Origin of the sequence: Reinekea marinisedimentorum (assembly GCF_004341165.1) — a bacterium.
Taxonomy (GTDB): Bacteria; Pseudomonadota; Gammaproteobacteria; order Pseudomonadales; family Natronospirillaceae; genus Reinekea; species Reinekea marinisedimentorum.
The window spans coordinates 59,025-79,446 of record NZ_SLZR01000002.1; the positions used below are offsets into that span (position 1 = coordinate 59,025).

16 protein-coding genes are annotated in these 20,422 nt (G+C 52.8%); 10 read left to right on the forward strand and 6 right to left on the reverse strand.

Annotated elements, in window-relative coordinates:
* Window positions 1–37 precede the first annotated feature (37 nt).
* The 4 genes from BCF53_RS02550 (at window position 38) to BCF53_RS02565 (ending at window position 4,406) form a co-directional block, all read left to right on the forward strand.
* Window positions 38–814: a PP2C family protein-serine/threonine phosphatase gene (locus tag BCF53_RS02550; RefSeq protein WP_132699589.1), complete on the forward strand. Its 777-nt coding sequence runs from the start codon at window positions 38–40 to the stop codon at window positions 812–814.
* Window positions 815–1,138: 324 nt separating this feature from the next.
* Window positions 1,139–2,149: a glutamine synthetase beta-grasp domain-containing protein gene (locus tag BCF53_RS02555; RefSeq protein WP_132699591.1), complete on the forward strand. Its 1,011-nt coding sequence runs from the start codon at window positions 1,139–1,141 to the stop codon at window positions 2,147–2,149.
* Window positions 2,150–2,412: 263 nt separating this feature from the next.
* On the forward strand, window positions 2,413–3,816 hold the full coding sequence (gene glnA / locus BCF53_RS02560) for a glutamate--ammonia ligase (RefSeq protein ID WP_132699593.1): 1,404 nt from the start codon (window positions 2,413–2,415) through the stop codon (window positions 3,814–3,816).
* Between the two features lie 110 nt (window positions 3,817–3,926).
* Window positions 3,927–4,406 (forward strand): GNAT family N-acetyltransferase, encoded by a 480-nt coding sequence (locus tag BCF53_RS02565; protein ID WP_132699595.1) that lies wholly within the window; start codon window positions 3,927–3,929, stop codon window positions 4,404–4,406.
* An 8-nt stretch (window positions 4,407–4,414) separates the two neighbouring features.
* Here the strand turns inward: BCF53_RS02565 and BCF53_RS02570 are convergent, their stop codons facing one another.
* The 3 genes from BCF53_RS02570 to mrcB all read right to left on the reverse strand — a co-directional run bounded on the left by BCF53_RS02570 (window position 4,415) and on the right by mrcB (window position 7,839).
* The gene (locus BCF53_RS02570; RefSeq protein WP_243645755.1) at window positions 4,415–4,909 is read right to left on the reverse strand and encodes a 2-thiouracil desulfurase family protein; all 495 of its coding nucleotides are present in this window, start codon (window positions 4,907–4,909) and stop codon (window positions 4,415–4,417) included.
* On the reverse strand, window positions 4,910–5,353 hold the full coding sequence (locus BCF53_RS02575; protein WP_132699597.1) for a tetratricopeptide repeat protein: 444 nt from the start codon (window positions 5,351–5,353) through the stop codon (window positions 4,910–4,912).
* A gap of 95 nt (window positions 5,354–5,448) precedes the next feature.
* Window positions 5,449–7,839 (reverse strand): penicillin-binding protein 1B, encoded by a 2,391-nt coding sequence (gene mrcB / locus BCF53_RS02580; RefSeq protein ID WP_132699599.1) that lies wholly within the window; start codon window positions 7,837–7,839, stop codon window positions 5,449–5,451.
* A gap of 199 nt (window positions 7,840–8,038) precedes the next feature.
* Here mrcB and BCF53_RS02585 point away from each other — a divergent pair, with 199 nt between their 5' ends.
* Window positions 8,039–8,548, forward strand: coding sequence for a DUF4124 domain-containing protein (locus BCF53_RS02585; RefSeq protein WP_132699601.1), 510 nt, complete (start codon window positions 8,039–8,041; stop codon window positions 8,546–8,548).
* A 4-nt stretch (window positions 8,549–8,552) separates the two neighbouring features.
* Here BCF53_RS02585 and BCF53_RS02590 read toward each other — a convergent pair whose 3' ends face one another.
* Window positions 8,553–10,874: a DNA polymerase II gene (locus BCF53_RS02590; RefSeq protein WP_165901785.1), complete on the reverse strand. Its 2,322-nt coding sequence runs from the start codon at window positions 10,872–10,874 to the stop codon at window positions 8,553–8,555.
* Window positions 10,875–11,027: 153 nt separating this feature from the next.
* On the opposite strand from BCF53_RS02590, the gene BCF53_RS02595 reads away from it, so the two are divergent.
* Genes BCF53_RS02595 through BCF53_RS02605 form a run of 3 tightly spaced genes read left to right on the forward strand, consistent with a single transcriptional unit; the run spans window position 11,028 to window position 13,713 of the window.
* A complete protein-coding gene (locus BCF53_RS02595; protein WP_132699605.1) occupies window positions 11,028–11,810 on the forward strand; it encodes a Crp/Fnr family transcriptional regulator in 783 nt (260 codons plus the stop codon).
* A complete protein-coding gene (locus tag BCF53_RS02600; RefSeq protein ID WP_132699607.1) occupies window positions 11,807–12,790 on the forward strand; it encodes a carbohydrate kinase family protein in 984 nt (327 codons plus the stop codon). Before BCF53_RS02595 ends, BCF53_RS02600 begins: the two co-directional genes overlap by 4 nt.
* A 14-nt stretch (window positions 12,791–12,804) precedes the next feature.
* A complete protein-coding gene (locus BCF53_RS02605) occupies window positions 12,805–13,713 on the forward strand; it encodes a pseudouridine-5'-phosphate glycosidase (protein WP_132699609.1) in 909 nt (302 codons plus the stop codon).
* Window positions 13,714–13,765: 52 nt separating this feature from the next.
* On the opposite strand, the gene BCF53_RS02610 is transcribed toward BCF53_RS02605, so the two are convergent.
* Complete coding sequence (locus BCF53_RS02610; RefSeq protein WP_132699611.1) at window positions 13,766–15,529, reverse strand: acyl-CoA dehydrogenase C-terminal domain-containing protein; 1,764 nt, start codon at window positions 15,527–15,529, stop codon at window positions 13,766–13,768.
* Between the two features lie 77 nt (window positions 15,530–15,606).
* Complete coding sequence (locus BCF53_RS02615) at window positions 15,607–17,388, reverse strand: acyl-CoA dehydrogenase C-terminal domain-containing protein (protein WP_132699613.1); 1,782 nt, start codon at window positions 17,386–17,388, stop codon at window positions 15,607–15,609.
* A 367-nt stretch (window positions 17,389–17,755) separates the two neighbouring features.
* Here BCF53_RS02615 and BCF53_RS02620 point away from each other — a divergent pair, with 367 nt between their 5' ends.
* Together BCF53_RS02620 and asd are read left to right on the forward strand one after the other, a co-directional pair.
* Window positions 17,756–19,333, forward strand: a complete 1,578-nt coding sequence (locus tag BCF53_RS02620; RefSeq protein WP_132699615.1) for an HDOD domain-containing protein — start codon at window positions 17,756–17,758, stop codon at window positions 19,331–19,333.
* Window positions 19,333–20,202 carry an archaetidylserine decarboxylase gene (gene asd, locus BCF53_RS02625; protein WP_132699617.1) on the forward strand — a complete coding sequence of 290 codons (870 nt, stop codon included), beginning with the start codon at window positions 19,333–19,335 and terminating at the stop codon, window positions 20,200–20,202. Before BCF53_RS02620 ends, asd begins: the two co-directional genes overlap by 1 nt.
* Window positions 20,203–20,422 lie beyond the last annotated feature (220 nt).

Below are 20,422 nucleotides of genomic sequence, written 5' to 3' on the forward strand. Positions count from 1 at the left end.
AATACAAAAGTCAACGACACTAAAAGCGATCAGAAACATGCCACACATTGATCTAAAAGAACTTGCAAAACTGGGTGAGCAGCTCGATGCCACAACCTCCGAACTTTGCTGGGAAAGTGCAGCAAAAAGCGATGTTGGCAAGGTTCGGAAGGTCAACGAGGATGCCTATATTTGTTCGCAAGAGCAAAACTTGTGGGCCGTGGCCGATGGCATGGGTGGTCACAGCCGCGGCGACTACGCCAGCCAGGTCGTTGTTGAATCCCTTCTGTACTTCAGTAAAAAAGGCTCTTTAGACAAAACCATAATAGAGATAGACAGCTGCTTAAAAAACGCCCATCAAGTTTGTCGAAACACCTTCCCCTCTGAGCGAGTCGGCTCAACCGTCGCAGCGCTGTATGTGCAGAGCAACTATTGTTTTTTCCTTTGGGCCGGCGATAGTCGAATTTATCGACTGCGTGATGGTTTGTTCGAACAACTCACTTGCGACCATACGCTTGCGCAACAAAAATGCGCTCGCGGTGAGTTAAGCCCAATCATGGCTGCGGTTCATCCTTCTGCAAACATACTCACACGCGCCATCGGGGTTAACCAGGTTCTCACCATCGAAATTGTCTACGAAAAGGCCCTCGCTGGAGATCGCTACCTGATTTGCACTGATGGCCTGTACAACGATTTGGGGAGAAAGGAGATAGAGACCTCACTTGCACAAGGGTCACCTAAAGAAGCATGCTCTCATCTGATTACTTCCGCGATCGCCAACGGCGGTCGGGACAACACTTCAGTCATCGTTCTGGATGCGAATGCACCGGATTAGTCTCTCACCTTCAAATACCTGCCCCATATAAGTGCGGTCAGCAGTTTTTCGCCTCCTTTTGAGGCAAAACTCATTCTTCCACTCGAGATTCCCTTGCGAAAGCTTCATACCTGCAAACACCCGTCACCGCTCGCTCATTGGGCATTCATGCGCTCTTTTTGGGCAAAACACCCATATAAAGCGCCAGATTCATCCGTTTTTTTAAGAATTGGAATAAAACCTGCTATATCCCGAACTGTTATTCGTGAACAACAAACTACCCAGTGTTTACGACTAGGTTCGTGAACACTAACGCAATGAAACACAAGTGGAGTGAATCTCACCATGAAAAGTAAGTTGGAGTACATCTGGCTTGACGGCTACAAGCCAACCCAGAGCCTGCGCAGCAAAACAATGGTCCGTTCTAACTTTGGCGGTACGTTAGAAGAATGCCCAATGTGGTCTTTTGACGGAAGCTCTACCGAACAGGCTGAAGGCAATGCATCCGATTGTCTGCTGAAGCCCGTTGCGATCATTCCTGATCCAGGTCGTTTGAACGCTTACCTGGTCATGACTGAGGTTCTGAATGCAGACGGTACGCCACATGAGTCTAATGGTCGCGCAACCATCGAAGACGATGATGATGATTTCTGGTTTGGTTTTGAGCAGGAATATTTCCTGTGGAATCCTGAAACCAACTTACCTCCTGGCTTCCCTGCAGGCGGCTATCCTCCACCGCAAGGTCCATACTACTGTTCAGTAGGTGCACGCAATGCTTATTGCCGTGACCTGATCGAAGAACATTTGGATCTGTGTCTTGAAGCAGGCCTGAACGTTGAAGGCATTAACGCTGAAGTCGCTGCTGGTCAGTGGGAATTCCAGGTCTTCGCTAAATCAGCAAAACGTGCTGGTGATGAAATCTGGCTAGCACGTTACCTGCTTGAGCGTACTGCCGAGAAATACGACTTATCTATTGACTGGCATCCGAAACCACTGGGTGACACTGACTGGAATGGCTCCGGTATGCACTCCAACTTCTCCAATGGCGCGATGCGTGAAGCTGGTGATGAATCTGTATTCACCAAGATCTGTGAAGAATTTGGTAAGCATGTTGAAGAGTGTATCGCTGTTTACGGCGCGCACAACGAGCAGCGTCTGACTGGTAAGCACGAGACTCAGTCAATCGATCAATATAGCTATGGTGTTTCTGACCGTGGTGCTTCGATCCGTATTCCAATCGGCACAGTAGAAGATGGCTGGAAAGGTCGTCTGGAAGATCGTCGCCCAGCGTCTAACGCAGATCCATACAAGGTAGCGGCCATTAACGTTAAAATCACTAAAGCAGCTTTAGCATAATCGCTTAACGAGCTTTAGTTGTTTATGTATAAAAGTCAGGCATTGCCTGGCTTTTTTTCTGCCTCAAACCCAGACTATAGCTGCGTTGATTTTAGTACAGCAAAGCAGGCATAATCTGGCGCGGAAAGTTCAACACCACTAATGGCAAAGCATTTGCCACACCATGCTCACTGTTAGTGTCTAGTAGGGAGACAACTTAAGCCTTCCCGTACACCACCTTATAACCGCTCAAGAATTGAGCGTTTTCAAAATGGAGACGTAAAATGTCGCATACGCTTTCGCTGATAAAAGAGTCTGAAGCTCGCTGGGTTGACCTGCGTTTTACTGATACAAAAGGTAAAGAGCAGCACGTAACAATCCCCTCTTCAGAAGTGGAAGAAGATTTTTTTACAGAAGGTAAAATGTTCGATGGATCATCTATTGCTGGCTGGAAAGGTATTAACGAGTCAGACATGATTCTGATGCCAGACGACTCTGCATCTGTTCTGGATCCATTCACTGAAGATGCGACTGTTATTGTACGTTGCGGTATCGTTGAACCATCAACTGGCGAAGGCTACAACCGTGACCCACGCTCTATTGCGACACGCGCTGAAGAATACCTGAAGTCTACCGGTCTGGGTGACGCAGCTTACTTCGGTCCTGAGCCAGAGTTCTTCGTATTCGACGACATCAAGTGGGGCGCAGACATTTCTGGCGCGTTCTACAAGATCGATTCCGACGAAGCTGCATGGTCTTCTGAGAAAGCGTTCGAAGACGGCAACTTCGGTCACCGCCCTGGCGTTAAAGGCGGTTACTTCCCAGTACCACCTGTTGACAGCCTGCACGAAATCCGCGCACAAATGTGTGACGCGATGGAAGCTATGGGTCTGGAAATTGAAGTACACCACCACGAAGTAGGTACAGCGGGTCAGTGTGAAATCGGTGTTGGTGCCAACACTCTGGTTAAGAAAGCTGACGAAGTTCAAATCCTGAAGTACTGCGTACACAACGTTGCTCACGCATACGGCAAAACAGCGACCTTCATGCCTAAGCCACTGGTTGGTGATAACGGTTCCGGTATGCACGTTCACATGTCTTTCGTTAAAGACGGTGTTAACCAATTCGCTGGTGACGTCTACGCAGGCCTGTCTGAAACAGCTCTGTTCTACGTTGGCGGTATCATCAAGCACGCTCGCGCGCTGAACGCATTTGCGAACGCTTCTACCAACTCATACAAGCGTCTGGTTCCTGGCTTCGAAGCTCCGGTAATGCTGGCTTACTCTGCCCGTAACCGTTCTGCTTCTATCCGTATTCCTTACGTTACTGCGCCTAAAGGCAAGCGTATCGAAGTTCGCTTCGGTGACCCATCAGCTAACCCTTACCTGATGTTCTCTGCTTACCTGATGGCTGGCCTGGACGGTGTTCTGAACAAGATCCACCCTGGCGATGCGGCAGACAAAGACCTGTACGACCTGCCAAAAGAAGAAGCGGCAACTTACCCAACCGTTGCTTCCAGCCTGGAGCAAGCTCTGCAGGCTCTGAGCGATGACCGTGAATTCCTGAAAGCTGGCGGCGTATTCGACGATGACACAATCGACGCATACATCGAACTGAAGATGGAAGAAGTTACTCGCCTGGCAATGACGACTCACCCAGTTGAGTTCGACATGTACTATTCAATCTAATTCTTCGGAATCAGCTTGAAATGAAGCCCCGCTCTGCGGGGCTTTTTAGTTCAGGGGTACTGAAATAGCGCGCCCCTAAGTTTAACCGTCATTAATGATTAGCCTAAATCATGACCACTATTTTCTATTTGGAAATCACCGAGAAGCCGCTAGGTACAACGCTATTGCCAGAATCACTGACGGTCAGTGAAATTCAGATCGACCAGCCGCAGTTCAACCGCTTTCTATACCAGCTGATCGGCGCACCATGGCAATGGACCGATAAACTAAAACTCAGCGATGAGGATTGGAACAGCTATGTCTGCCGCCCGGAATTACGCACCTGGGTTGCCTATAAAGAAGGCGCCATCGCCGGTTACTTTGAATTGGAAACACAGGGAAAGGCTATAGAACTGAAGTACTTTGGTCTGGAACAGGGCTTTATTGGCCAGGGTTATGGCAAGGCACTACTTAGCTACGCCATTGCGCAGGCCTGGGCGATTGCCGGCACTGAGCGCGTTTGGGTTCATACCTGCTCACTCGATCATGAAAATGCGCTCAACAACTACCAAAGGTGCGGCTTTAAACTCTATAAGACCGAACAGGAGTAAGCAGTTACTCAGGCTTGGGCTCTCGCCGCTTGGGTCATTGCCGCTTCAAGGTCATCCAGCTGATACTGATTGAACACCTGAATCCCATTGCGCTGCAGCAGCTCAGCCGTAATGCCCGAACCTTCAATCAGCTTGCCACTGTAGCTGCCGTCATAAATCTGCTGATTGCCACAAGACGGGCTCCGCGCTGCCATCAACGCAAAGGCACAACCCTCTTTTTTGGCAACCTCCAGCGCATTATTCGCACCGGAAGTGAATTGCTCAGTGACATCGATGGCGTTAATGGTCACGACTCGAACGGCCGACCCGCTTGATTGAATTTCAGCCGGCGGCCTGGGCGTCGGCAGGCCACCATCAACCTCCGGGCACACGGTTATGACCCGCCCGGCATCAATCAGCGCAGCAAGAAATGGATGGTCCACCAGCTGACCACTCCCGTTGTAACGGACCTTTTCACCCAGTAAGCAAGCACTTACCAGCAAGTTTTCCATCTGATCAGGCATCTACTGAACTCCTTCGGCAATGGCTTGCCACTTGGTCACTCCTTCCCGGGCTGCGCGAGCACCCGAGATATTTCCTGCTGCGGAGCGCGACTGAGCAATAATCTGCCACAGTTCCGCTTTTACCTTTGGGTTATCATTGGCGTGCGTCATGCCCTTCAGTGCGATCTGCTCCGCCTCATCAAACCTTTGCTGCCCCATGCGCACCGTCGCCAGTTGCCGGTACAGATCCGGGTCATCGCCCAAAATGCGCAGCGCCCGCTCCAGTTTCAGCTCAGACTCCGCCCAGTTACCCTCCGCCTGACTTTGCAGTGCTTCTTTCTGCAACTGCTGCACAACCTGGCTTTTGGTATTTTCCGGCTGCACCGAAGACACTACGACCGGGTCTTTAACAGTCGCAGCGGCTTCATAACCGGGGTCGGCTTGCTCCATCGGTTTCGTTGTCACGGCCCCGTGCGTAGCAGATGCTTGCCCAGCACTTTCTGAATCTGCTGGCAGCGTATTACAGCCGGCAACAAACACGACCAGTAAAGCAATTACACCTAGTTGAAAACTTTTTGCCACCATGATTTTTTATCCGTTTCACTGTTCTGTTCAGAATTATGGCAGCCCAGCCCTTTCGCTGGTTTGCTGCCTGCTGCAAAGGGTATATCTCGGGTATTGCCGCACCAGTCTGGCACTTCAATACCGGCATCATTCACCGAGTAATAATTTACCCCCACCGGAGTGGAGCGGCGATCCTGCACCGGCTGCAACTGATCCATTACCCGAATCCAGATGGGCAGGGCACCGCTGGAGCCGGTTAACGGCGTCGGCTCATTATCATCCCTGCCCACCCAAACAACCAGCTGCCGGTCTCCGGTAAAGCCGGCATACCAGGCATCCCGGTTTTCATCTGTAGTGCCGGTTTTTCCGGCCGCCCACCAGTAGGGGGGTAAATCGCGGGCAATGCGTGCACCGGTTCCGGTCTGCGTCGCTTCATGCAGGGCGGCCTGCAGCAGATAGATTACTTCAGGCTTAAAGCGCTGGTCGACCTTGAGGTTGAAGCGCTGAATCACCCCTTTGTCCGGATGAGTGACCGCACGAATCAGGTTCAGTGGCGAATAGAAGCCATTGCCCGCCAGGGTCTGATACATCTGCGCCACCTCGAAAGGTGACATTTCATGCGCACCCAGCATCACCGAAGGCACCAGCGGCACATTGTCGCTAACACCGAGCCGCTCGATCACATCAAATACATTGGCCAGGCCAACCTGCATACCCAAGCGGGCTGTCGCCTGATTGTACGACTTGGCCAGTGCATCGATCAGCATTGGGTTGCCGTGACTTTTTTTATCGTAGTTGCGCGGAGTCCAGACATCGCCTTCGCGGGTCGAGACCGCCACATCCGCATCGCTGATGGTATCTGCCAGCGTATAGCCGCTTTCCAGGGCTGCCAGATACACCGCCGGCTTCATCAGCGAGCCGACCGGCCGAACAGCATTCAAAGCGCGGTTAAAGCCAGTTTCTTTCGCATAACGGTTGCCGGTAATTGCCAGTACATCGGCGGTAGAAGGCCGCGTCATCACCGCAGCGGCCTGCAAACTGCCTGATTGCAAACCATAGCCGCGCTCAGCCTGGCTCACTGAGGCATGGACGTTGTCTTCCAGTGCCGCCTGGGCCACAGGGTCGAGCGTTGTATAGATAGTCAGGCCTTCGGCCAGTAAATCATCCTTGCGGTAATCTGTCGCCAGCTGCAGGCGCAAAGCCTCCATAAAAGCCGGGAAATCCGCCTGGCCTGGCTTGCTGGTCACGCCTAGCGGCGAATTGATGGCGTTATTAAATTCAGATTCGCTGATCAGAGCCTGCTCAAACCAGACATTCAGCACAACATCGCGTCGCGCTTTCGCCCGCTCTGGGTTGCGGCGCGGGTTGTAATAGGAAGGCCCCTTAATCAAACCCACCAGCATTGCCTGCTGTTGAATAGACAGCCCTTCCAGGGTGGTGCCGTAGTAAAACTGCGCGCCCAGCCCAAAGCCATTGATCGAGCGCGACCCCTGCTGCCCGATATAAACCTCGTTCATGTAGGTTTCCAGAATGTCATTCTTGCTGTAATGAACCTCCAGCAGAATAGACATCAGCGCTTCGTTAACCTTCCGGATAAGGGTTTTTTCCGGCGTCAGATAGAGGTTTTTAACCAGCTGATTGGTCAGCGTACTGCCCCCCTGGCGCGCCGAACCCGAGGAAATATTCGCCCACAGCGCCCGCGCAATGCCCCGAAATGAAATACCCCAGTGCTCAAAGAAGCGATCGTCCTCGACCAACAGCAGGCCCAACACCAACCGTTCCGGCAGTTCATCCAGCTTATAAAGCACCCGGTCTTCAGCAACACCCGGGTATATCTGACCTAAGTACAGTGGGTCCAGGCGGGTCAGCAGTACCGAGCGGCCGGCCATATCGGTAATGGAACGAATGCTGTCAGCGCTGAAATCCACCACCAGCCTCTGGGCCTGTTCACTGCCGTCCCAGAATTCAAAGCCTCGGCTGTAAAGTACGATCGACGAGCCCTGCTGCTTGTAACGGCCCGGCTGATTGACCAGTGAAGACTCCACATATCCCAGCTGATCGAGCAGTGCTGTCAGCGTCTGCTGGCGCATGGTTGCACCGGCATACAGCTCCTGTGCTTCACTGTAGACGCGCGCAGGAATCTGAAAACGCCGGCCTTCAAAGCCTTCGCGGACCACGGCATTCAGGTAAATCATCCAGAACACGATCAGGCAGACAATGATCAGGCTGATCTGCAACAGCAGCTTCGGCAGCCACGAGAAGCGCCCTTTAGCTGTCTTTTTTGCGCTGGCGGACTTGCCTTTGGCGGGCGTCTTTCGCTTTGGCGCTGAACCGGCTTTGGGTTTCGTCGTTCTGGAACTTTTTTTCGGGGAGGTTTTTTTAGTCATAGGGGCGGCATTATAGAGGTGTGATTTGGGCCTGTCTCTGAACTCTTCAGCATATTGAGGTCAGCTATCGGCAATTTATTGTCATCATTTTTGAGGAAACGTGAACAGATTCTTAACGCCAACTTCGCAATCGGCAGATAAGGAGGTTAAACTAAAGTCGTGTTCTGAACTGAAAAGTTGCCAGTATAAGGATTTTCAAATGTTGCAACGGCTATTCTTACTAATCGTTCTTTGCCTGCCTCTCACCTCAATGGCTGCCGGCAAGGTATACACCTGGACCGATGAATCCGGCACCGTTCACTATGCGGACCGGCCACCTGCAGATATAGAAGCAGAAGAGATTGAGTTTCAGGGCAAAAAGAAAGCGCCTGTTTCGGTCAATGAGGGAACTCTGGCCGGGCAGTGGTATGGCCGCTCCGACAAAGGCAGTGAAGTGAAGCTGACCTTCAATGAAAACGGCACCATCACCTATACGCAAACAAAGTCTGATCAATCGGTGTTTAACTATCAGGGCTTGTGGAGCCTGGAAGGTAGCAGTATTTCAGTGATCACTGAATTCAGCCAAACCGCGCCGGCCAATGGCGACTTCAAACGCTCACCAGAGCCCATGCAATACGTGTATAACGTGCTCGCCTTTGGCAACAACAGCATGGAATACATTATCGAGTCTGAGCGCTTTACGGTCAGCCGCATCGATTTCAGCCAGTAGCGCACTAGAAGAGCGACATCTGCTCATCAATCAGCGCAAAAAAATCCAAATCTAAAAAATGCAGCAGCGCCTGAGCAACAGGTGCCAGCTGCTTTTCTATGTAGTGCTCGTAATCCGGCGCAGCGGTCACAAAAGGCACCGGCTGCCAGCCTTCAACGGTACGCACATACTCTATGGTCCGCCCCTGCCAGCCAGGCTGTAATCGCCGCCTGATTAAGGCCGCCTGTACATGCGGCGGAATATTTTTCTGATACTGCTCCGGCCTCCGGCGTAAAGATTTACGGTAAATAATCTGGTCATCCAGCTCACCGTTTTTAAGCTGCAACACCGTTTGCGCGATCAGGGGTTTAAAATTAACGCCGGTAAAGAAGCTCTCGTAGAGCGATATCTGAAAGCGTTTGGCAAGCGGCGTCCAGTCTGAACGCACGGCCTCCAGGCCCTTGAACACCAGCTCATGACCGGCTTCTGTTTTTTTCCAGCCGGCATAGCGCTTTTTAGAGCCTTTGTCGGTGCCGCGAATGGTTGGCATGACAAACCTTGAATAGAGCGTTTCAAACTCAATTTCCAGGTGGGATTCAAGCCGATAAAGGCTGGCCACCTGTTGCTGCCACCAGCGGTTGAGCAAGCCGGCAAGTTCGTGCCCAAGCTGTTCCGGGTCGTGGTGATCGGCGGCATGCACAAATACAGAATCGGTATCCCCATAAATAACTGCAAAGCCTCTGGCCTCAATAAACTCACGGGTCTGCTGCAGAATCTGATGGCCACGCATGGTAATGGAACTGGCCAAACGGGGGTCGAAAAAGCGGCACAAATGGCTGCCCAGTACGCCATAAAAGGAATTCATAATAATCTTAATGGCCTGCGACATTGGCGCATTCTTTTGTGCCTTAGCCTGATCGCGCGCGGCCCATAGCTGATCAATCAACGCAGGCAGAATGTGCTTTTCACGATGGAACCGGGCGCCCAGAAAACCCTCCACCGATTCATCCTCAGAGCCTGCCAGACCCAACTGCAGGCCGAGCGGATCAACCAGGAAGGTACGGATTATCGATGGGTACAGGCTTTTGAAATCCAGAACCAGCACATTGTTGTAGATGCCCGGCGCGCTATCCATAACAAAGCCACCGGGGCTGGCATCGTGCAGCACCTGCTCTCCAACGTGGTTGGCAATGAAGCCGTAGCGGTGCAGTCGGGGCAGATAAACCGTATTGAAGGCAGCCGATGAGCCGCCGGCACGCGACATCGGCAATCCGGTCAGGTGGGCACGCTCGATGAGAAAATGCCACAAACCGGCAGCATCAAACAAATCCAGCACCAGCTGCGCATCTTCAAGGTTATATTGGGCAAAGGCAGTCAAATTCTGGCGATACAGCCGTTCGATCTCCGCCACGCGGTCATCTACATGATCAATCCTCTTACCCCGCTTTAATACAGACTGAGCCACGGTTTCCAAAGAAAAGTCCTCAAAGAACCAGGCCGCAGAGCGGAAAGCACCCGGGCCATCAACCACCTGCCGGCCTTCCAGTTCAATGGCGTATCGCTCCTGATTGTCGCTGCGCTGACGCCAGACCGGTGACTGACGGTTGCGGCCAATGCTGAACGGCACCCCCTCCCGGTCACAATGCTGCTGCAGTATGCGCAAATCAAAATCAATGACATTCCAGCCGATGATGCAGTCCGGATTGACCTGCTGAATAAAGGCAACCGTTTGCTGCAGGCAGGCTTTTACGGTGTCGACAACAACCAGCCCGGGCATATCTTCGGGCGGCCGGCTTGCACCGCCGGGGTCAACAATCAGGACCTGCTTTTCACTTGGGGTGGCAAGCGCGACGCTGTACAGCGCCGGCAGCTTACCGGGCGTATACCATTCGGTTTCGATATCCACAGACAGACAATGCAAGGATGGCTGACTGTGAGCCGGTTGCGGCTTGGCGTCCGTAAATTGCAGGCTGCCAAACAGGAATCGCTCCATCAGGTAACGATCCGACGGCATTACATCATCTTCCCAGACGGACATCCCCTGGCTGCGGCCCTCTTTCACCCAGCGACGCTGAGCCCGCACCGACCGACTGTATACCGGCACCGCCTGCGCGCCCATCAGGGTCGTAAAGACGCGCTCGCCCACCCGCACGGCGAACCTTTTCTGCTGCCAGAGTCGCTGCCAGGCGGGCAACTGTGTCTGGGCGACAAAGCACACACTTTCCTGCGCGGTCACAAGCCACTGCTCGGCGTGGTTTTCGCCCTTCAGCCAAAAACGCAGATCAATACCGTCTGCCTGTTCCTGCCAGTGATGGCTGACTACGAATAAAGGTGTATGTTCTTTCAACGGGAGTCTCTTAATCTAACAGCTGGTTAGAGTCTAACATTCCGACGCCAATCTAACCTTCAGGGTTGCTCGCTGGTTCACGTTCAGGAATAGTATGCCCCTCTATAATTGGACCAAGACAATCTTAAACAAGAAAACAGGTGGAAAAATACGATGTTATTGCTTGGTGAACGCCCGGAATATGTAGACCAACTGTCTGATCGACTGCGTAAATTATCGCAGCGGCTGTTTGAAGACTTGCCCCATGGCAAGCATATTACTCTGAACGCCACCAGCGATCTGTATGCACTGGAATCGTCCGAAAACCTGTTTCTGATTAAAAATGGCGGTGTTTCCGGTCATGGTGACAACCGTCTGTGTGTCTATTTTGAGCCCTTTGATCTGATCGGCCTGACCCAGTGCTATCAGCTGAAATCCCTGCGAATCTCAGTCGACGACAGCGCCGAGGTTATCCAGGTCAACGCCGATACCCTGCTGCGCTACGTGAATGAAACCAAAGAACGCCAGTCGATCTGGCTCAGCTATCTGGTTACTCTGATTTCTCTGTTCCAGGATGGCTTCGCCCGCAACCAGATTCAGGCCAGCCAGCCCCATACCGGCTTTCTGAGCTTTACCCAGGGCCAAACCATTATCTCCCAGGGTGATGACGCCCATGAAGTATTCACAATTCTCAGCGGTAACGCCGATGTTTTCGTCGATGACGTAAAGGTTGGCGATATCCAGACTGACGAAATTTTCGGTGCAATGGCCGTGTTTACCGGCGAGCAACGCAGCGCCACGGTCGTGGCCAGCGAAAACTGCACCGTACTGGCCGTGCCGCGTGAAGACTTCATCAGCCTGATTCAATCCCACCCGCAGACCACCATGACGCTGATTGACAATATGGCGCGCCGCATCCGTAAGCTGAACAGTCTGCTGGCAGAGCAAGATACATGAACCGAAGCAAACCGACCCCGCAAGATGAGAACCCAGAAGCCGGCGCTAGCGTAACACCGAAGATACTGGTCGTCGGCGGTGCCAATCTGGATATCACCGGCAGCTGCTTCAATCGGCTGATTCCGGGCGATTCCAACCCCGGCATTATCAAGAACAGCCCCGGCGGCGTTGGCCGCAACATTGCTGAAAACCTTCAGCGGCTGGGCATTCAGACATCGTTACTGAGTATTATTGGTCGCGATTTCGGGGGCAGCCTGATTCTCCGGTACTGCAACGAAGCCGGCATCGATACCTCGGCCTTCTTTGAACACGAAACCCTCAGCACCGGCACCTATATGGCCATTAACAACCAGATTGGCTCGCTGCTGGCGGCCATTTCTGACATGGCCGTTATCGATACCCTAAGCCCCTGTCTGCTGGAAAAAAGGCTCTCCTATTTTGCTGCGGCCGATGAGATTATTCTCGAGGCCAACCTGAGCAAAGAGGCCATTGAATGGATCTGCCAGACCAACCCACGCAAACGCATTCATGCCGATGCCGTGTCTGCCACCAAAGCCGTTAAGCTGAAGCCGGTGCTTAAGCACCTCGATACCCTCAAGGTTAACCGGGAAGAAGCCGCCGCCATTATCGGCAGCCACGGTGACGATGAGTTCCTGGCCAAATCGCTGTTCGACCAGGGTGTAAACCGGGTGTTGCTCAGCAAAGGGCCACAAGGCTGTTCGCTTTACTCTAAAGAGGCGATAGAGGACACTGCCGCGATAAAAGGCGAGAACATCAGCGATACCGGCGCCGGCGATGCATTGCTGGCAGGTTTCATTGCCGCACAATACCTTCTGAAAAGCCAAAAAGACCGGCTGCAGTTTGCATCGGCCTGCGCCACCTTTGCGCTCGGCAGCGAGGAATCTGTCAATCCGCTGTTAAGCACAGAGCAGATCAGAAGCCAATTTTTAAGTCACCTTGATAAGGAAGCCTGGCTGTAAATTCAGGTTAAAGCATGAATCAATTACTCGATATAAACCCGGAAGTTGCCAAAGCCCTGGCAGAAAACAAACCTGTCGTTGCGCTGGAAAGCACCATTATTTCCCACGGCATGCCCTGGCCGGATAATGCCGAAACCGCCCTGCTGGTCGAACAGACCATTCGCGATAACGGTGCGGTACCGGCAACGATCGCCATCATTAACGGTCGCCTGAAAGCCGGGCTGACCAAAGAAGAGATTGAGATGCTGGCCAAGGCCGGTCAGTCCGTCATCAAGTGCTCCCGCCGCGATCTTCCCTATGTGTGCGCCAAACAATTGCATGGTGCCACAACCGTTGCAGCGACGATGATCATTGCCCAGCTTGCCGGTATCAAAGTCTTTGCCACCGGCGGTATTGGCGGGGTTCACCGTGGCGCCCAGCAGACCTTCGATATCTCTGCAGACCTGCAGGAACTCGCCAACACCTCAGTTGCCGTGGTGTGCGCCGGCGCCAAGTCGATTCTCGACCTGGCACTGACCCGTGAATATCTGGAAACCCAGGGCGTGCCGGTATTGGGCTATCAAACCAGCACCCTGCCGGCCTTCTATACCCGCAGCAGCGATCAGAGCGTCGATTATCAACTGGACAGCGGTAAAGAAATTGCCGACTTCCTGCAGGTTAAATGGGATATCGGCCTAACAGGCGGCGCGGTCATTGCCAACCCGATCCCGGAGCAATACGCCATGCCGGAAGAAACCATTACGGCAGCCATCGACCAGGCACTGGCCGAGGCAGAGCAGCAAAGCATCCATGGCAAAGAATCAACGCCCTTCCTGCTGGCGCGCGTTGCCGAACTCACCGGTGGCAACAGCCTGGCGAGCAACATTCAGCTGGTACTGAATAACGCCCGCCTGGCCTGTGAAATTGCCAGAGAACTCGCTTAAAACAGCGGATCTGCTGTCTGGGCCGGTCTGCTAACAAGGCGGCCCAGACGCTTCAGAACATCTCAGCTGGCATCGCCATGGTTGGCGCACTTCCGGCACAGACCTTGGCATAGTAAGCATCGGCTTCGGGCAGCAGCTTGTCGAAGAAGTACTTCGCGGTCATTTGCTTGGCCTGATAGAAATCACCAGCACCGGTTTGCGCCGCCTGATCCATTTTCAGCCACATGTGGCCATAGGCAACCAGACCAAACAGATTCAGATAATCACAACTGGCGGCACCAATAACGGCCGGATCTTGCTGAGCGGTAGAGCAAACAAAATCTGTAGCCTGCTCAAGCTTTCCCAACGCCTGGGTCAGCGCGGCAGCATAAATGTTGCCTGACGCTGAGGCGATATCATCACGGATCAACTGGCTGTAACCAGCAAAGGCCTCGCCGCCATCGGCCACCACTTTTCGGCCCATCAGGTCGAGCGCCTGAATGCCATTGGTACCCTCGTAAATCTGCGCAATGCGTGCGTCGCGGACAAACTGCTCCATGCCCCACTCACGAATATAGCCATGACCGCCGAATACCTGCTGCCCCAACACAGTGGCATCAAAACCCCGGTCGGTGAAGTAGGCTTTCGCAACCGGCGTCAGTAAAGCGACCATCGCCGCTGCATTGGCTTTCTGTTCGTTATCCGGGTGATTTTTCGCGATATCCAGCCACATACCCACGTAGGCAGCAAAGGCCCGGCCGCCCTCATTATAGGCACGCATGGTCAGCAACATACGCCGCACATCGGGGTGCACAATGATGGGGTCGGCGGGCTGATCCGGCTGCACAGCACCGGCGGGCGAGCGCGACTGAACACGCTCAAGTGCGTAGTTACGTGCAAACTGATAGGAAACCTCACCCAAGCCAATGCCCTGCAGGCCAATCGACAGGCGCTCGTAGTTCATCATGGTGAACATGGCGGCCAGGCCTTTGTTTGGCTCACCGATCAGATATCCGGTGGCGCCGTCAAAGTTCATCACACAGGTGGCAGAAGCTTTGATGCCCATTTTATGTTCCAGGCTACCGCAGCTGACGTTATTCGGTTCAGCACATGCACCCTGCTCATCGAGCAAACGTTTAGGCACCAAAAACAGCGAAATACCCCTTGGCCCGGCTGGGGCATCCGGCAGCTTGGCGAGCACCAGATGAATGATGTTTTCAGTCAGATCGTGATCACCCCCGGTGATAAAAATCTTGGTTCCGGTCAGGCGGTAATTGCCATCCTCTTGCGGCACGGCCTTGGTTTTCAACAGACCCAGATCCGTTCCGCAGTGAGGTTCGGTCAGGCACATGGAGCCCGCCCAGCGCCCTTCATACATGGGCGGCAGGTAGGTCGATTTCAATGTTTCACTGCCATGGGTAACAATGGAAAGGCAAGCACCGGCAGTGAGCGCCGGGTACAGTGCGAAGGAGGTATTGGCCGAATACACCATCTCTTCAAACATGACGGTGAGCATTTTGGGTAGCCCCTGCCCGCCGTAATTGATATCGCCACCCAAGCCAATCCAGCCACTTTCAGCAAAGGTATTGTAGGCTTCCTTGAAGCCTTCGGGCGTATGCACGATACCGCCTTCCAGCCTTGCACCCTGTTCATCACCGGACCGGTTTAACGGCAGCAGCTCGCCTTCGCACAGCCGGGCGCCTTCTTCATAGATGGCACGGGCCAGCTCCATGTTGACATCTTCCGTTGCCGGCATCGATGCCCACAGTTCATCAGCCCGGAAGACCTCATCGAGTACAAATTGAATATCGCGAATGGGGGCTTTGTATTCCGACATAACTCACCCTTTAATTAATTGTTTTTATTCAGAAACGGCAGGTAAAACCTGCCATTCGGGTTTAATAAGCAGTGCTATCAGAACGCAAACTGCTCGTCATCCAATGCCATCAGGGTTTCAACGCCGGCAAGCATCATCTGCTTATGGCCGCTGATGCGCGGCAGAATTCGGGCAAAGTAAAAGCCCGCCATTTTAATCTTGGCCTGATAGAAACCTTGCTCTTCGGTGCCGGCATTGAGGGCATCCTGCGCGGTTTTTGCCATGCGCAGCCAGTAATAGGCCAGCGTGACATAACCGGAATACATCAGGTAATCGACGGCAGCGCCGCCCACCTCATCACGGTTGGTCATCGCCTTCATACCCACCTGCATGGTGATTTCACCCCACTCTTTATTAGCTGCAGCCAGCGCTGCGACCATCTCTGCCAGCTCGTCATTGCCTTCCAGTGACTGACAGAATTTATGCACCACTCTGGTAAATCGCTTCAGGCTTTCACCCTGACTCATCAGCACCTTGCGGCCGAGCAGATCGAGCGACTGAATTCCGGTGGTACCTTCATAGAGCTGGGAGATACGGTTATCGCGCACAATCTGCTCCATACCCCACTCTTTTATATAGCCGTGACCACCAAACACCTGAACGCCATAGTTGGCCGCTTCGGTCCCCACTTCGGTCAGGAATGCCTTGGCAATTGGCGTCAAGAATGACAGCAGCTCGTTGGCTTCATTCCGCTCTTCGTCAGAGCTGGCGTATTTCACTTTATCGACCATAAAACCGGCATCATGCAGCAACGCCCGGCCGCCTTCGGCGAAGGCCTTCTGGGTCATCAGCATTCTGCGCACATCCGGGTGAACAATGATCGGATCAGCAATCTGATCCGGCGCTTTTACTCCGGTCAGCGAGCGCATCGCCAGACGCTCACGGGCATAGGCCAGTGCGCCCTGGAAGGATAGCTCAGAGGAAGCAACACCCTGCATGGCGGTACCAAGGCGGGCAAAGTTCATAAAGGTAAACATGCAGCGCAAGCCTTCGTTTTCAGGGCCCACCAGAAAACCCTTTGCGCCGTCGAAATTCATCACGCAGGTTGAATTGCCGTGAATACCCATCTTGTGCTCAATGGCGCCACAGTGGACATCGTTGCGTGTTCCGTCCGGCAACACCTTAGGGACGATAAACAGCGAAATACCCTTGGTGCCTTCTGGCGCACCTGCGATTCTCGCCAAGACGATATGCACGATGTTTTCGGCCATATCGTGCTCGCCGGAGGAGATAAATATTTTCGTGCCGGTAATGCGATAAGCACCGTCTGCAGCTGGCTCGGCTTTGCTTTTCAGTGTCCCCAGGTCAGAGCCACAGTGAGGCTCGGTCAGGCACATAGTCCCCGTCCACTCACCGGAGACCAGCCGGGTCAGATAGGTCTCGCGCTGCTCATCGGTACCATGAATTTCAATGGTATTCATCGCGCCGTGCGATAACCCCGGGTACATCCCCCACGACCAGTTCGCGCCGGAAACCATTTCAGAAACGACATTACCTATCGACTCGGGTAAGCCCTGACCGCCAAATTCTGCCGGTTGCGCCAACGAAGGCCAGCCGTTATCAACCCACTGCTGATAGGCCTCTTTAAAGCCCGTTGGAGTGGTCACCTCTCCGTTTTCAAAGGTACAGCCTTCGTCATCACCGACCTTGTTCAGTGGCGACAGCACTTCTTCACAGAATTTAGCGGCTTCAGACATGATGGCATTGACCATATCAGGGGTTGCGTCTTCAACTCCAAGAGCGGCGTAATGCTGCTCCGAGCCGAGCACTTCATGCAATACAAATTGCAGATCACGTAAAGGGGCTTTATAGGCGGGCATATGTCTTTCCTCTCTGAACGGCCCTCGCTGGGGCTCTGTCTTGTTATTTTTTTCGCCGATGCAGCCTGAACTGAACAAGAAAGCATCAAACGATCGTTTGAAACATATGTTCGCATTGCTGTTTAGTCAAGTAAGCCTTTGGTCTAGCACACCTGCCGTTTGGCAGGCAGACTGCACGAAAGCCACGGATTCAGCGGTACCGAAGCCTGTTGGATCAGGCAGAGTGACTCTAGATTGAATCGTTACTTATAGCGGTTGATTTATGCCTTAAGGTCATAATTTATGTGCTTACATCTTTGCTTGTTATTGTGCTCGGGTATAAACTCCCAAGATTACCAACATGACTAAGTAATCCCATACCTGCCTGATGACAACTGACACCGACTGGTTTAAACGAGTTCAGCAATTACACCTGCCTGCGGTGCTACCGGTAAACTCGCTACCCCAAGCCGACGCACCTCTTGGCGAGTGGATGGATGTCATTCGTGAAGACCCTCTGCTGACCATCCATCTGTTTCGCTTTGCTAACAAAATGCTGGCAAGCCACGATGTTTCTGTCCGTACGCTTGATCAGGCCGTGTCTCTGCTGGGCAATAACCGCCTGGTCGAGCTCACCACCAAGGTACCGCGCATTGCTGAAAACACACCTTCAGAAAAGGGCTTACTGAGGGTTATAGGCGATAGCCTGCTTGCGGCCAGCCTGATGCGTCAGTGGTTTGAGATCCGCAGAATCCCCTGGACTGAAGCCGATTACTGGATGACTCTGTTCTATGACATTGGCTTATGGGTGTGCTGGCTGCTGGAACCGGAAAAGATGGAGACCATTGAAAACCGGGTAAGAGAAGGGGAAAACCGCGAGCACCTGATTGAACAGTTTATGGGCGTCAATACCCGCGACTGGAATCTCAAGTTGTGCAACTATTTTCAGCTACCTGTTCTGCCGGATGAAGACACCATTGCCCAATCCGGTGCTCACCTGCAGCCGTTTAAAAAATCGGCACTCAAATTCTTCCTGCCTTTCAGCCACGAGCTTTCCTTTGCTGTTCGTCAGGACTGGAATTCAGACGCCATGAAAACACTGTGCCGAACCGGTGAAACATCGTTAGGTCTGCCCGATTTCTATCAGCAGTTAAAAGTCTGGGTTGCCAATGCTGCCCGTGAGTTCCGCTTGCATCACACAGCCACTGCCGCACGCCATTTACTGGCTCAGCAGCCATCGGTATCGACCAGTCATGATTGCGGCGGCTTTTCTGAATCGGATCTGGCAGCCGCCAACAAGATTGCCGCTGCCGCCATCGAGCGCAGCAAATCAGAACAAAAAAGCATCTGGGATATTACCGATGAGAGCCTGCCCTCTATCTCAGAGATCGATCTGGGCACCGACACCAGCTTTACTGACAGTAATGAGTGGCCCATTCTAAACAAGCCAACCCGACGACTCAGTGTTGATCTGGATGCACAGAAGGAAATTCGCCGGCAATTTCGCAACAGAAAAACCTGGCACTCGGCACTGGAAATTCAGGAAAGCGCGCTGTTTGGCTTAAGAAAAGGCCTGCGCCTTTCACGCATTGTCACCATGGAGGCGGAAGGCGGCTTCTGGCAAGTGTTTGATTCAGATGGCTGCAAAACCAGCCCTCTACTGCGCCGCTTGAAATTCCCCATGCATTCGTCTGAGTTCATCACCCAACTCAGCAAAAAAGTTACCACCCTGTGGGTGAACGACAGCAACCGGGAAAAGGCCGACAGGCTTCTGCCCCCGCCACTGATGATGGCAGCCGGAGGTGAAGGTTTTTTCCTGCGCTCATTCGCCATCGGTTCTGACATTACCATGCTGCTATATGCGGATGCTTTTGAACAAAGCGACTACCTCAACGAAATTGACTACCAGCTGTTCAGAGACTATTGCGCCGATTGGAACGTCGCTTTAAACAAAATGAGATCCTGATGACCCAACTTAAAAACGCGCTGTTCCTGGCGGCCCAATTCCTGCTGCCGCACCACCTTGTTTCTCGCCTGGCCGGGCTGTTAGCCGATTCGACTCTGTCGGCGGTTCGCAAGCCATTAATCAGCCTGTTCGCCAAGCATTTCAACATCTCGCTGGCAGAAGCCCAGATTGAAGACCCTGATGACTTCGGCAGCTTCAATGATTTTTTTACCCGCGCCCTGAAACCGGAAGCGCGCCCGGTTGATTCCGCAGCCGACACCTGGGTATCGCCAGTAGACGGCGAAGTCAGCCAGTTCGGCCCCATTGAAAACGACCGGGTCATTCAAGCCAAAAAGCACAATTTCAGCCTGACAACCCTGTTTGGTGGCGATAAAGAAATGGCCAGGCGATACGATGGCGGCAGCTTTATGACCCTGTATCTGTCGCCCAGTGACTACCACCGGATTCACATGCCGAAGGCAGCAAAACTGGTTAAAACAACCTTCGTACCGGGCCGGCTTTACAGTGTTAACCAGCTGACGGCTGAAAACGTCAGCGGGCTTTTTGCGAAAAATGAACGCCTGGTCTGTGAATTTGAATCTGCAAGCGGCAACTTCACCATGGTGCTGGTTGGCGCCATGATCGTTGCCAGCATTGAAACAACCTGGGCCGGCGTTGTTGCACCCGTTCAGAAACGCATCGTTCAAACTGACTTCACCAGTATTAAGCCAGTGGCATTTGAGAAGGGTGAAGAGATGGGCCGATTCAGATTAGGCAGCACCGTCATTCTGACTTTTCAATCAAACCAGGTTAATTTTGAAAAAAATATTGCCCTGAATTCAAAAATTAAAATGGGTGAAGCCATTGGGCAAAACTGTAACAAAAAGTAATCTGACAGCCAGAACTGCCAGCCAGCAAAATCTGAACCGAGCCCTTTACGCCAAGCTTTCGGCGTATTTGAATTTCTATCAATGGTTGAGTTAAGAAAACCCATTTAAGCCCAAAAACCGCCACGTTCCGGCACTACCAGCAGAATTAGAATGGGGTCACAAAGCCCCAAATTCCGATGGCAATACTTCAAATTCCAACTAGGTTTAACTTATTAATTTG

Excerpts from the sequence above, each read along its gene's own strand:
- BCF53_RS02550 (WP_132699589.1), top strand. The coding sequence starts at position 38 with ATGCCACACATTGATCTAAAAGAACTTGCAAAACTGGGTGAGCAGCTC.
- mrcB (WP_132699599.1), bottom strand. The coding sequence starts at position 7,839 with ATGACTAAAAAAACCTCCCCGAAAAAAAGTTCCAGAACGACGAAACCC.
- asd (WP_132699617.1), top strand. The coding sequence starts at position 19,333 with ATGACCCAACTTAAAAACGCGCTGTTCCTGGCGGCCCAATTCCTGCTG.
- BCF53_RS02610 (WP_132699611.1), bottom strand. The coding sequence starts at position 15,529 with ATGTCGGAATACAAAGCCCCCATTCGCGATATTCAATTTGTACTCGAT.
- BCF53_RS02605 (WP_132699609.1), top strand. The coding sequence starts at position 12,805 with ATGAATCAATTACTCGATATAAACCCGGAAGTTGCCAAAGCCCTGGCA.
- BCF53_RS02600 (WP_132699607.1), top strand. The coding sequence starts at position 11,807 with ATGAACCGAAGCAAACCGACCCCGCAAGATGAGAACCCAGAAGCCGGC.
- BCF53_RS02620 (WP_132699615.1), top strand. The coding sequence starts at position 17,756 with ATGACAACTGACACCGACTGGTTTAAACGAGTTCAGCAATTACACCTG.
- BCF53_RS02565 (WP_132699595.1), top strand. The coding sequence starts at position 3,927 with ATGACCACTATTTTCTATTTGGAAATCACCGAGAAGCCGCTAGGTACA.
- BCF53_RS02595 (WP_132699605.1), top strand. The coding sequence starts at position 11,028 with ATGTTATTGCTTGGTGAACGCCCGGAATATGTAGACCAACTGTCTGAT.
- glnA (WP_132699593.1), top strand. The coding sequence starts at position 2,413 with ATGTCGCATACGCTTTCGCTGATAAAAGAGTCTGAAGCTCGCTGGGTT.
- BCF53_RS02555 (WP_132699591.1), top strand. The coding sequence starts at position 1,139 with ATGAAAAGTAAGTTGGAGTACATCTGGCTTGACGGCTACAAGCCAACC.
- BCF53_RS02585 (WP_132699601.1), top strand. The coding sequence starts at position 8,039 with ATGTTGCAACGGCTATTCTTACTAATCGTTCTTTGCCTGCCTCTCACC.
- BCF53_RS02570 (WP_243645755.1), bottom strand. The coding sequence starts at position 4,909 with ATGCCTGATCAGATGGAAAACTTGCTGGTAAGTGCTTGCTTACTGGGT.
- BCF53_RS02615 (WP_132699613.1), bottom strand. The coding sequence starts at position 17,388 with ATGCCCGCCTATAAAGCCCCTTTACGTGATCTGCAATTTGTATTGCAT.